Raw genomic sequence first — 12,044 nt, forward strand, 5'->3', positions numbered from 1 at the left:
ACTTCATGCTGAATCTCACACAGGTCATTGAAACATTTCCATCGGTTCGTATTCCATCGGAATCGGGTGGGCTGGCTGTCGAGGTATCTTTGATTGCCCAGATCGGCCATGGCGCCGGCAATCATCTGTTTGCCAGCGTGGCATCCAGGCAGCGGCAGCACGGCGCATTTGTCGACGAACTCGATGAGCCTTCGGCCAAGCTGGGCGGGACCAATTTCGCCAAAGGCGATGCCACCTCGCTGTATTCGTTTGTGGTGGGGCCGAAGGGGCACCCGTTTCACCGCCATGCGGGGCACCGCATCTTCACGGCGGTGTCGGGTAGTGGTGGGGCCCAGTTGCGCTTCTCGAGCGCGTCGGAGCAGCAAATCCAGGAAGACCCGCGCAACTTCATGCGCGCCCTGCGTTTTGTGAACATACCGCCGGACTGCATGTTTACCGTGCGCTTTGGCGGTGAAACCTGGCACCAGTTTTCTCCGCTTTCGCGAAACTCCTTGCACCCGGTGTTTTTTGCCTTGTCTTGCCATACCAATGAGTTGGGGGGCAACTTGTCGGAGGCATTGAAAAAAGACGTGCTGGCCAATAAGGCGAGCATCCCCTCATTGACGGAGTTGCTGCCCGATGCGGTGAAAGCGCTGCTTGAGGCCAAAGACTTCAAGGCCGATGCCGTGCCGACAACCACGCTGTCACTCGACGCGCCACCCGGGACCTTCCATCGGGTGGTATGCAACACCGTTCGCAGCGGCGCAGGCATGCTGCGAGGCTTCTGGGGTTCGTGGAAAGGGGCCTCGGGCTTTCTGTCTCATGGCGGATCCGCCCGAATGGTGACCGAACTCAACAGCCCGCCGACTGACTCGTTGCTGCTTGAGCAACTGAGCGAGCTACGCGTTCACCATGAAGACACTTTTCGCCTGCGCGTGACTGGTACCAACTTCGAACACACCAGCGCCACGAATGTGCTGGCTGCAGTTCTGGAGGGTTTTTTGCTCAACGCACCCAGCGGTGTGTCCAACCTCATGGCGCTGCGCAACGTGTTGGTCAAACCTCTTGGCCTGCGCACATCGCCCCTGGGCTGCCCGGTGTCTTCGCTGCTATCGCCGGACACCAGCAACCTGTTCGCCAATCGCTATCCGGTCCTCGGACAAAGCGTCAATGCCACCGATAGCAAAGCGCAGGTCATCCTGGGCGCCAACGACAAACATTTGTTGTTCAGGTCCTGTGTCAGCGTGGAAATTGTCGACAAGCACCATGTCGACGTGATGCTGGGCACCCGGGTCCATTGCAAGAATTTCTTCGGCCGGTTTTACATGGCGGCGATTGACTATGTGCACCGTCATTACGTCACGCCTACGATGCTGCGGCTGGCGGTGGAATATGCGGTGGTGCAGGAGAAGGAGCTGGCAGTGCCCGCCAGGCTGGTGACGACCTGAGCGTGACGCCACGCCACCGGTTCAGTGAACGCCGGCAACTTGTTGGGGTAGCTAGCAATTCTTCAATGTAAAAGTTAATCTTCCTAATTTTTGCTTGAAGAAACTGTTCTTCAAGGTAAACTCGCCGAATCTCATATTTACCTTGAAGAGCCTCTTGGACTCCTTTTTTGAACTCAACGAACAGCAAAAGCGGCAGCTGATTGATGCCGAAATGCTGTTCTCCGCGCTGGAGCAGGCAGAGGCTCAGGCCATACGCCATCGCGGCTCCTTGTTCTGGCGCGAACAGGACGGAGGGCGCTACCTGATCTCGCTTTCGCCGCACTCGCGCCAGCGCTCACATGGGCCGGCTTCGCCCGAGAACGAGCTTAAATACCGGCAGTTCACCGAGAAAAAGGCAGAAGTCGAAGCCAGGGTCAAGGCCCTGCGTGAGAAGGTGGACGAATGCCGGCGCATGAACAAGGCGCTGCGCGTGGGCCGCACGCCTGACATCCTGATTGATATCCTCAACACGATGATGCGTTACGGCGTGGCCGAGCACTTTCTGGTGGTGGGAACGCACGCCTTGTTTGCCTATGAGACTGCCGCTGGCGTGCGCTTTCCGAGCGACGTGATGGCGACACAGGATGCCGACCTGCTGTTTGACACAGCCAGGCGGGCGGCCTTTATGGAGGTCATGAAAGACCGCAAGATGTCTTTCCTGGGCTTGCTCAAGAAGGTCGACAAGACCTTTGAGCGGGGCGAACTGGACAACTCCACGGCGCGCAATGCTTCGGGCTACGAAATCGACCTGATCCGCCGCTTTCCGCCGGACGCTGAAGATGAGTCCGAGCATCCGCTACGGCTCACGGCGGAAGAAGAGGACTTGTGGCCGGTTCGCGCCTCCATGGGGCAGAAGCTGCTGTCGGTGCCGCGCTTTGATCAGGTGGTGGTTGGCGTGAACGGCGCGATGGCGCGCATGCGCACGGTGCATCCGCTGGACTTTGCCCGCATCAAGCGCGAGCTTTCCCGGAACAAGGACCGCGACCCGCTGAAGAAAAGCAAGGACCTGACGCAGGCGGAGATGGTGGAGGCGCTGGTTGGCGGTTACCTGCCTCAGTTGGCAAAGCCTGCCAAAGGCACGGCGGCCGGTATTAAGCCTGGCGGGACAGCGTAAAACCGGTTGTAGCCGGCCGCCCTGGCAACTGCGACCGTACCGTCTGATGCACGAGGGATGATGGTGATCACGCAGAAGCTAACTTTGCGCCATCCACGCCGCCATGGTGTCCAGCAGTTCCTCACGCACCTGCGCATCGGTGCGACCCGACCGCACCAGCACATGAAAGGCGTGGTCGGCGCCGTCCACGATATGCATGGTTGCCTTTTTGCCGAGGCCTGCGGTGGTCTGGGTGATCAGGTCCACATCAGCGAGGGCATCGCGCGTGCCTTGCAGAAAAAGCATAGGCAGCTTCACCCCGTCCAGGTGCGCGGCGCGTTCGGTTGAGGGCTTGCCGGCCGGGTGCAATGGAAAACCCACCAGCACGATGCCCTTCACTCCGGGTAATGGCTCGGCCGCCTGCGCCTGCGTTGTCATGCGCCCACCGTATGACTTGCCACCGGCAAATAGCGGCACGTCGGGCATTTGCCGCGCCGCTTCAGCGACCGCCGCCCGGATCGCCGCATGTGCAACCGCTGGGGAGTCCGGGCGTTTGGAGCCTTGTTCCATGAACAGGAAATTGAAGCGCAAGCTGGCGATGCCGCGTTCCGCAAGGCCCTGGGCAATCGCCTGCATGAAGGCATGGTTCATGTCCGCGCCTGCGCCGTGGGCGAAAACATAACAAGCCTTGGCGTCGGCCGGCGCCTGCAGCAGGCCGGAGATGGTTACGCCGGAGGGAAGCGCAATCGTCAGTGAAGTGGGACGTATCGACATCAATGGAAAGCGTTCTGCGTGGCGCCGCCGGCATTCATTCCTGGGGTTTTGCTAGAGGATCGGCGATCCCGGGCGGCAGGCGATTCAACAGCCAGCGGATCGCCAGCGGAACCAGTACCAGATCGTCGGCAATGCCGATGATCGGCAGGATGTCGGGGATCAAGTCAATGGGCGAGAACAGGTAGAGCGCAATCGCCGCGGTGCCCCATTTCAGCCAAGCGGGCGCTTGGGGGTGGCGCAGGGCAGTCCACAGCCGCCGTGCATCGCCGCGTATCAGGACCCAAAGCAAAGTCAGACGTTTGAACATGAAAGCTCCTTGGGTGAAGGTGCAAGCCCCGGTGGGCCGCTGGCATCCAGATGGTGCTGTTCGCATGGGCTGCAAGGGCGCTAACGGGGTTTTACATTCGCGGCGAACCTGCTCTCCGGTCAGTGCCCCAGGTTGGCCACCAGCTTCTCCGCCGCCCGGACAGCCTCATCGCGCGTGGGCCAGGTCCTGTCGTCGTTGTCATGCAAGGGCGGCAGTGATTCAACATGTACGACATCGATGTACCACGGACCGCCCGGGAGGTGGCACAGCCGGGCCATGTAGTTGCGGCCATTTGCGACGCCGGGGACATATTCCTCGATCGGTTCGGGTTCTTCTTCGGGTACTTCAGGTTCCATCGGGTTTCTCTCCAAACCCCGATTATCCGCAACCGCCCTTGTCCCTGTTCTTCGCGAGAGGGCGCCGGGTATTGGGTATGGCGTATCGGGTGCGGCTCAGCCCTTGAGCTCGACTCCGAGCAACGCGAGTTTTTTTGCGTACGAATCCCTGCGTTTTGCTGCTTTGTCTGCTGTCTCGACGGCTATCTGAACGGCTTTGGGTCCTTTTTTTGCCGCAGCTTTGATCAATCCGAATTTGTGAGCGGCCTCGGTTTCCGCTCTCCTGAAAGTGGCGATGAGTTCGGCGTGGGCAATGGATGAATTCACTGAGTACCTCTTTACTGCTTTTATTGGCGCTGCTACCTACGTCTAACGTTCGAAACGCAACTCCACTGCGCCAACTCCCGCTATTTCACCGCGCACTGTCGTATCCAGGGGCGCGGGTAGCAGCCCGATACATGACCCCGTGGTCACGATCTGGCCCGTGCGAAGCGGCTGGCCGCGCTGGGCGCAGTGCAGTGCAAGCCACGACAGCAGGCGCCAGACGTCTTGTGCCGGGTTGCCGCCGCGCGTGTGGGCTGCCGACGTTGTGCCAAAGTCCAGTGATGCCTCTGCCGTGCGTAAGTCCAGCTGAGCAGGCGCAAATGCCGACGGGCTACCCAGCACCAGGGCGCCGTGGCATTGCAGGTCGGCCAATTGGGCCAGCGGGTCGGCCGCCTGTCCATCAAGCAAGCGGCTTTCCACCACCTCGACCACCGGCAGCACCGCGTCAAAGGCCTCGGCCAATTCGGCGGGGGCAAGCAGTTTGCCTTTGGGGTCCAGGTCACGACCCAGCCGAAAGGCGACTTCGACCTCGACGCAGCGCCATCGCCAGGCGGAGCCTCTGAGCGTGACGCCGGACGCATGGATGCCCGAAGCGGGAAGTGGAGCGCAATGCGGTTCAGCGTGCGAGTCCTTGGCACCTACCTTCCAGCCGGCGGCAGGGCCAATGGCCGCGAGCGTGGCGTCCTGGATGGCGTAAGCGCCGCCGCGTTCGGCAGGGACGATGTCGCGCCAGGAAGCAGTAGGCCCCTTGATTCGCGCGGCTATCAGCAGTTGTGCGGCTTGCTGCGAGTTCATGGGGGCGCGGCTGTCCTGGATCGGGCTGCTGTTACTGTCCCCAAGGCCGCCCAGCCGGGATGGGGGTGGGGATGGAAACGGATAGGACAGCGCGGCGTTCGGTTTTTTTGCCCTCCGGGTCCTGGAGCAGCTCGACGATCACAATTTCCCGGTCTGTAATCGAGATGACCTTCCCACGCGCGGGTCCAAGATAATTTCCAATCCGTACCCTGTAGAGTTGGGCCGGCGGCTTTTTGTGCAACACCAAGGCAAGCTTGTCGCCTCCTTCATTAACTACGCCCACCACGGCCAGGTCGTCCAGGAGTGCGGACTCGAGCGGTTCACGCCGGCCTGGGGAGATCTGAGTGTCACTAAACGGGTTCTTGGCCCCCAAAGAGCTTTGCCTTGCTCTGGTGAGTTGCTGGCGATATTCAACGGCCTGCTCCAGCACCAGATCGCCGAGATAGACCCAGCCTTCCACAGTGACGGATGCGACGTTGCCTTTCACGAAACTGATTCGCTCAACCAGCGCTTCGCTGAGCACAGGCGAGTTGACCAGAAAATCAAGCATTTCCTTGTAAGAAGCGGTGGTCTTGAAATGGACGCGAAACAGGCCGCTGTTCAGAGAGCCGACCGGGTCCGCTTTAAAAATGTCGAAACGGATGCTTTGCTGGCTTGCATATTCGTGGAGGCGCAATACATAGGTATCGCCCAGCCGGGGTGAGGACAGGGTTGGAACCGGGATGGCCAGGCCGTGGCGGATAGTTGCCTTGAATTCCATGCCCGCATCGCCGGGCAAGCGCTTGAGGGAGTATGGGCCAAGCCAATGATTGGCATCCGGTGCAAGTCTGCCGGTCAGAACGACGCTGTCGGCGGCACTGACGTCGCTCTCGAACCTGAAAGTGCCTTCCAGTATTTCTGCCTTTTTCAGCTTGCTGGAGCCGGATAGTTGCTGCGCAACCCGATCAAGTTCCTGCGCAAGTTGGTAGAGAACCGGGAGCTGGGAATTTTCAGCGACGCCCTGCGCTGCCGGCACCTGTGCCGCTGGAAGCAAGGTCCAGGCACAAAGAACCAGAATCCGCATAAATTGGCCCCTGAAGGTCGAGGCTTGTGTTGTCAGGGTGTTCGCTGTTTTCACTTCTGGGCCCCTGGCGTAAGGCGGCAATGCGCCGCACGCTTATTGTTTTGGTGATCGCGCCGATCTTATAGTTAAAGCCCGTTGCCGAATGGGGAAATATCCACGGATGCCGGATTCAAGCGAGTGAAAACGCGACCGCGTCCGGTCTCCCCTTCATGCGCAGCTTTGTTGCCGCTTCGGCAGTCTCCGCCAGTAGTTGCCCCTTCTTCCAAACCTTCAAGCGATTCGCCCGCAACCGTATCGCCTCCACCGGATCCCGCGCCTGCAGCAGCACAAAGCTCGCGTCGCAGCCCACCTCCAAACCGTAGCCTTGCAGATGCATGACCCTGGCCGCGTTGGTGGTTACCGCGTCAAAGCACTGGCGTATGCCTTTCTGGCTGGTCATTTGCGCCACATGCAAACCCATGTGGGCCACTTCCAGCATGTCGCCGCTACCCATGCCGTACCAGGGGTCCATCACGCAGTCGTGGCCGAAGGCGACGTTGACGCCGGCGGCCATGAGTTCGGGCACACGGGTCATGCCGCGGCGTTTGGGGTAGGTGTCGTGGCGGCCTTGCAGTGTGATGTTGATCAGCGGGTTGGCGATCACGCTGACGCCGCTTTCGGCGATCAACGGCAGCAGCTTGCTGACGTAGTAGTTGTCCATGCTGTGCATGGAGGTGCAGTGGCTGCCGTTGACGCGGCCCTGCAGGCCCAGGCGCTGGGCTTCATCTGCCAGGGTTTCGATATGGCGGGAGAGCGGGTCGTCGGATTCGTCGCAGTGCATGTCGACCAGCAGGCCGCGCTCAGCGGCGATTTCGCAGATGAGCTTCACACTGGCGGCGCCGTCGGCCATGGTGCGTTCAAAGTGCGGGATGCCGCCGACCACGTCCACGCCCTTGTCGAGTGCGCGCTCCAGGTTGGTGATGCCGCCTTTGGTTCGCAATACGCCGTCTTGCGGGAAGGCGACCAGTTGCAGGTCGATATAAGGTGCGACCCGTTTCTTGACTTCAAGCAGTGCGTCTACCGCCAGCAGGCTGGGGTCGCTCGTGTCCACATGGCTGCGAATGGCCAGAAGGCCTTTGGCCACGGCCCAGTCGCAGTAGGTCAGGGCGCGTTCGATGATGGCTTCGGCCTTGAGCAGCGGTTTGAGCTCACCCCACAAGGCGATGCCTTCCAGCAGCGTGCCGCTTTCGTTAACACGCGGCAGGCCGTAGCTGAGCGTGGCATCCATGTGGAAGTGGGGGTCTACAAAGGGTGGGCTCAGCAGGTAGCCTGCGGCGTCCATGGTTTCATGGGCTGCTGCCTGCAGGCCGGGTTCGACGGCGGTGATCTTGCCGTTTTGTACTGCGATGGACATGCCGGTGCGGCCGTCAGGCAGGGTGGCGTTGGTGATTAGGAGGTCTAGCATGGCGTGGGCCTTTTAGCTGCGATTTTGCCGCTCCGCGGCCTCGGGGGCGGTGTCCTGCCGCAGGCACGGGTTGGCTAGCAAGGCGGGTGCGATAGCGGCGGCATTGCCGGGCGCCCATTCGATGGGTGCGGCTTCGATGCCGCCGTCCAAGGCCTCCAGTAGCAGCTGGCGCTCGGCTTGTTTGCGGGCGGTTTTTTCATTGAGGAAGGCCGGGTCGGCGCTCTCCGGTTGGCGGCTGCGCATCAGCGCTCTCCCTTGCGATAAGGTTTCATCAAGGCCTGAGGATACGCCGCCTTGCGCGCCACCAGCACCAGCGCGAGGATGGAAAGGGCGTAGGGCAGCATCAAATACACCTGGTAGGGCACATTCACGATGCCCGAGGTCTGCAGGCGCAGCTGCAGTGCGTCGAAAAAGGCAAACAGCAGCGCGCCCAACAGCGCCTTGCCAGGGCGCCATGAGGCGAACACCACCAGCGCCACACAGACCCAGCCGCGGCCATTGACCATGTTGAAGAAGAAGGCGTTGAAGGCCGAGAGCGTGAGGAAGGAACCTGCTACCCCCATCAGCGCCGAGCCGGCGACGATGGCCGCCGTGCGTGTGGCCGCGACAGAAACGCCCTGGCCTTCGGCGGCCTGGGGATTTTCGCCGACCATGCGAATGGCCAGGCCTGCCGGCGTGCGGTACAGCAACCAGGCAATCAGCGGCACCAGCAGCAGCGCCAACAGTGTGAGCGGTGTCTGTGCGGCCAGCACGTTGAGCCCGCCGCCGGGAAAACCGTCCAGCCAGTGCATGGGGGCGAAGGGCGTGATGGTGGGCGGTGTATCGACCTTGGGAAAGCTGACGCGGTAGCCGTAGTAGCTGAGCGAGGTGGCCAGCAGGGTGATGCCGAGCCCGGACACGTGCTGCGACAGCGCCAGGCCGACCGTCAGAAATGCGTGCAGCAGGCCGAATACCGCGCCTGTCAGTGCCGCGACGCCGACGCCCACCCACAGTGGGGCGCCGCCGTACACGGCCAGCCAGCCACTGAAGGCGCCGGCGACCATGATGCCTTCGATGCCCAGGTTGAGAACGCCCGCACGTTCGCACAGCAGCACGCCCAGGGTGCCCAGGATCAACGGCGTGGCGATGCGCATCACGGCAATCCAGAAAGGCGCAGCGGTAAGGATGTCCAGCATTTCAGCCATGCGGGGCGCCTCCGCTGATTGATGGAGAGGTTGATGTTGCTATGAATTTAATAGCTGGTTGCGCCCGTTTATATTGGCCTCCGGCTATTATTTTCTTGAGAATGACCCATGTAGCGGAAACCCAGGCAACTGCGTGCTGACGGGTTGGCAAGGCGCAGGTTCCGTGAGAGTTCATGGCCCCCGGCCTTTCATCACCACACGGTATTGCGTCATCAAAGTCGCCACCAGCACGGAAATCAGTGAAGCCGCCACGATGACGTCGGCAATATAGGTTGGCACGCCGACGGCCCGGCTCATGGTGTCTGCGCCGACCAGCACACCCGCGACAAACACGGCGGAAGCCAATACACCCAGGGGGTTGAGCGCCGCCAGCATGGCGATGACGATGCCGGTGTAGCCGTAGCCGGGCGACATGTCGAGCGTGACGTAGCTGGTGCGGCCGGCCACCTCAATGGCACCCGCCAGCCCGGCCAGTGCGCCCGACAGCAAGGCGACCAGCACGACCGTGCGGGTGACTGGCACGCCGGCGAATGCCGCGGCTCTGGCATTGGCGCCCACGGCGCGTATGTCAAAGCCCAGCACGGTGTATTTCAGCAGGACCCACAGCGCCCAGGCCAGCGCGGCGGCCCACAGCAGGCCGGTGTGGACGCGTGTCTGCTCGACCAGCTTGGAAAGTTCCAGTTCGCCTTGCAATGCCACGCTTTGCGGCCAGCCCATGGCGGTGGGGTCTTTCATGGGGCCGTCGAGCATGGCCGACACGAACAGCAGCATGATGAAGTTGAGCAGCAGGGTGGTGACGACTTCGTCGACCCCCAGCCGGGCCTTCAGCAGGGCAGGGCCCACCAACAGCAGTGCACCCGCAATGGCCGCGGCCAGCATCATCAGAGCGAATAGCAACCAGATAGGCAAATCAAAGCCGGTACCCCCGTGCATGCCGCCCACCGCCACCGCCGCCAGCGCGCCGGCATAGAGCTGGCCTTCGGCCCCGATATTAAAAAGCCGCGCCTTGAAGGCCACGGTGGCCGCCAGGCCGGTCAGGATGAGGGGTACCGCGCGGGTGAAGGTTTCGCTGAGGGCGAAGACAGAGCCAAAGCCGCCTTTGAACAGCAGGGCGTAGGTCTGGCCCAGCGGTGCACCCGCCCACAGCACCAGCAGCGCGCTAATCAGCAGGGTGAAGGCGATGGCGCCAATGGGCGCCAGGACCAGGGCGAGGCTGGAGACCTCGGTGCGTTTCTCCAGTCTCATGACGGATTGGCCTCCACTGCGGCGCTCGGGGTATTCTCATGGGCTCCAGCCATGGCCAGACCAATCGCCTCCCGTGTCCAGGCGTCGGCCGCCAGGGCCTTCGTCAACCTGCCTGCGTGCATCACCGCCACGCGATCGCCGAGTGTCATCACTTCGTCCAGATCGTCGGAAATGACAAGCACCGCCGCGCCGGCGTCCCGCGCGGCGATCAATTGCTGCTGCACATAGGCCACGGCGCCAATGTCCAGACCCCACGTGGGTTGGTGGGCAATGATGAGTTTTGGGATTTCCGGCGATGCGGCGCCAGCGGAAGGTGACACCAGGGCTCGCCCGAGGATGAGCTTTTGCATGTTGCCGCCGGAGAGCGAACGTGCTGAGGTGTGCAGCCCACCACCGCGCACGTCAAACTCGCGCATGATGCGGGCGGCATGGGCTTGCGCGGCCTGGCGGTTGACCCACAGCGCTGTGGAGAACACCGGGCTGCGCAGGTGCTCCGAGACGGCGTTTTCCCAGACGCTGAGGTCACCGACCACTCCCACGCCGTGCCGGTCTTCCGGGATGCGCGCCGCGCCCTGCGCGACCAGCCAAGCCGGCGAGGCCTTCATGGGCTGGCCCAGAAATGTCACGGAGCCCTGGCTGGCGGCGCGGGTGCCGCACAACAAGTCGGCCAGGGCGAGCTGGCCATTGCCGGACACACCTGCGATTGCAACAATTTCACCGGCCTGGAGTTTCAGAGAAACGCCATCCAGGCGATCTCTTCCGGCATTGCCTGTGCTGACGTGGTTCAGTGTGCAGACCGGCAACCCGGCCGATAGCGCGGGGCGGCGCTGCGTGGCGGTCACCGCCTGGCCCACCATCCACTGCGCCAGTTGCGCCTGGCTGGTGCCCTTGGCGGGTGCTTCGGCCACCAGTTTTCCCCCGCGCAGCACCGCCACCCGGTTCGATACGCGCAGCACCTCGCCGAGCTTGTGGCTGATGAAAATGACGGACAGGCCCTGCGCCACCATCTGGCCCAGCGTGTCGAAGAGCGCTTCGCTTTCCTGCGGCGTCAGCACGGCGGTGGGTTCGTCCAGGATCAGGATGCGCGCACCGCGGTACAGGGCTTTCAGGATCTCGACCCGCTGGCGTTCACCGACCGAAAGGCTGCCTACCCTGGCGTCGGGCGCCACCGGCAAGCCGAAGCGCTGTGCCACGTCCAGCAGCCTGGCCCGGGCTGCGCTGCGGCGAGAGAAAAGCTGCCACAGCGGCTCGCTGCCCAGCATCACGTTGTCGAGCACGCTGAGGTTGTCAGCCAGTGTGAAGTGCTGGTGGACCATGCCGATGCCGGCGTCCAGCGCGGCGCGTGGGTTGCCGGATGGCAGCGGCTGGCCGAAAGCTTCGATGCTGCCTTCGTCGGCCGTGTAGTGGCCGAACAGGATGGACACCAGCGTGGATTTGCCCGCGCCGTTTTCACCGAGCAGTGCGAGGATCTCGCCGCTGCCCAGTTTGAGCGAAATCGCGTCGTTGGCAACCAGCGGGCCGAAGCGTTTGGTGATGCCGTTCAGCCGCAGCACCGGCGGCTGCGAATGCTTAACCGAGGGATGCCCAGTGGTCATGCCGGTCGCGCCGCTCCTGGCGGTAGTTGGTGATCTCCAGACGAAGGCCGTCGGGGTCGGTGAAAAAGGTAGCCCAGTAGTCGGGTGCGTATTCGCTGTGGTTGTGCGGCTCGCTGGCGTTGATGCCGAAGGCCTGCAGCAGCCGTGCGCATTCGGCCACGTCTTCGATGGTGTCAACGCGCAGGCAGAAATGGTGAAGGCCGGGAGAGTATGAGTCGTGCCCGGCTTGCGAGCGGGCCGGCCGCAGCACATAACCGAAGTGGCGGTTGTAGTACTGGATGTGCGGGTCGCCACCGATCATGAAGGTGTTTTTGCGGCAGCCGAGTGTTTTGAGCATCAGCTTGTCGTAAAACGCTTCCGACTCAGCCATGCAGCTCACGGCAATGTAGATGTGGTCAATGCCGGTGAGTTCAGGCATG

Annotated in this window: 14 protein-coding genes; 2 read left to right on the top strand and 12 right to left on the bottom strand. The window is 62.4% G+C overall.

Features of this window, described 5'->3' with window-relative positions; genetic code table 11:
• Positions 1 to 5 precede the first annotated feature (5 nt).
• Both ACQ4MS_RS19335 and ACQ4MS_RS19340 read left to right on the top strand, forming a co-directional pair.
• On the top strand, positions 6 to 1,427 hold the full coding sequence (locus ACQ4MS_RS19335) for a DUF2867 domain-containing protein (RefSeq protein WP_431096282.1): 1,422 nt from the start codon (positions 6 to 8) through the stop codon (positions 1,425 to 1,427).
• 154 nt (positions 1,428 to 1,581) lie between these two features.
• A complete protein-coding gene (locus ACQ4MS_RS19340; protein WP_431096283.1) occupies positions 1,582 to 2,580 on the top strand; it encodes a nucleotidyltransferase family protein in 999 nt (332 codons plus the stop codon).
• 78 nt (positions 2,581 to 2,658) lie between these two features.
• On the opposite strand, the gene ACQ4MS_RS19345 is transcribed toward ACQ4MS_RS19340, so the two are convergent.
• The 12 genes from ACQ4MS_RS19345 to ACQ4MS_RS19400 form a co-directional block, all read right to left on the bottom strand.
• On the bottom strand, positions 2,659 to 3,333 hold the full coding sequence (locus ACQ4MS_RS19345) for an alpha/beta hydrolase family protein (protein WP_431096284.1): 675 nt from the start codon (positions 3,331 to 3,333) through the stop codon (positions 2,659 to 2,661).
• A gap of 34 nt (positions 3,334 to 3,367) precedes the next feature.
• Positions 3,368 to 3,640 (bottom strand): YkvA family protein, encoded by a 273-nt coding sequence (locus tag ACQ4MS_RS19350; protein ID WP_431096285.1) that lies wholly within the window; start codon positions 3,638 to 3,640, stop codon positions 3,368 to 3,370.
• A gap of 119 nt (positions 3,641 to 3,759) precedes the next feature.
• Complete coding sequence (locus ACQ4MS_RS19355) at positions 3,760 to 3,996, bottom strand: hypothetical protein (protein WP_431096287.1); 237 nt, start codon at positions 3,994 to 3,996, stop codon at positions 3,760 to 3,762.
• A 96-nt stretch (positions 3,997 to 4,092) separates the two neighbouring features.
• Positions 4,093 to 4,302 (bottom strand): hypothetical protein, encoded by a 210-nt coding sequence (locus tag ACQ4MS_RS19360; RefSeq protein WP_431096288.1) that lies wholly within the window; start codon positions 4,300 to 4,302, stop codon positions 4,093 to 4,095.
• 42 nt (positions 4,303 to 4,344) lie between these two features.
• On the bottom strand, positions 4,345 to 5,094 hold the full coding sequence (locus ACQ4MS_RS19365) for a 2-keto-4-pentenoate hydratase (RefSeq protein WP_431096289.1): 750 nt from the start codon (positions 5,092 to 5,094) through the stop codon (positions 4,345 to 4,347).
• A 31-nt stretch (positions 5,095 to 5,125) separates the two neighbouring features.
• Complete coding sequence (locus ACQ4MS_RS19370; RefSeq protein ID WP_431096290.1) at positions 5,126 to 6,211, bottom strand: pilus assembly protein PilP; 1,086 nt, start codon at positions 6,209 to 6,211, stop codon at positions 5,126 to 5,128.
• 115 nt (positions 6,212 to 6,326) lie between these two features.
• On the bottom strand, positions 6,327 to 7,601 hold the full coding sequence (locus ACQ4MS_RS19375) for an amidohydrolase family protein (RefSeq protein ID WP_431096292.1): 1,275 nt from the start codon (positions 7,599 to 7,601) through the stop codon (positions 6,327 to 6,329).
• A 12-nt stretch (positions 7,602 to 7,613) separates the two neighbouring features.
• Positions 7,614 to 7,844, bottom strand: a complete 231-nt coding sequence (locus ACQ4MS_RS19380; RefSeq protein WP_431096294.1) for a hypothetical protein — start codon at positions 7,842 to 7,844, stop codon at positions 7,614 to 7,616.
• Entirely contained in the window at positions 7,844 to 8,785 is a 942-nt protein-coding gene (locus ACQ4MS_RS19385) for an ABC transporter permease (protein WP_431096295.1), read from the bottom strand. Before ACQ4MS_RS19385 ends, ACQ4MS_RS19380 begins: the two co-directional genes overlap by 1 nt.
• Positions 8,786 to 8,956: 171 nt before the next feature.
• A complete protein-coding gene (locus ACQ4MS_RS19390; RefSeq protein WP_431096296.1) occupies positions 8,957 to 10,030 on the bottom strand; it encodes an ABC transporter permease in 1,074 nt (357 codons plus the stop codon).
• On the bottom strand, positions 10,027 to 11,625 hold the full coding sequence (locus ACQ4MS_RS19395) for an ABC transporter ATP-binding protein (protein WP_431096297.1): 1,599 nt from the start codon (positions 11,623 to 11,625) through the stop codon (positions 10,027 to 10,029). The genes ACQ4MS_RS19390 and ACQ4MS_RS19395 overlap by 4 nt, the downstream gene beginning before the upstream one ends.
• Positions 11,600 to 12,043, bottom strand: coding sequence for a VOC family protein (locus ACQ4MS_RS19400; protein WP_431096298.1), 444 nt, complete (start codon positions 12,041 to 12,043; stop codon positions 11,600 to 11,602). Before ACQ4MS_RS19400 ends, ACQ4MS_RS19395 begins: the two co-directional genes overlap by 26 nt.
• Position 12,044 lies beyond the last annotated feature (1 nt).

Source organism: Polaromonas aquatica (assembly GCF_050626995.1).
Taxonomy (GTDB): domain Bacteria; phylum Pseudomonadota; class Gammaproteobacteria; order Burkholderiales; family Burkholderiaceae_C; genus Polaromonas; species Polaromonas aquatica_A.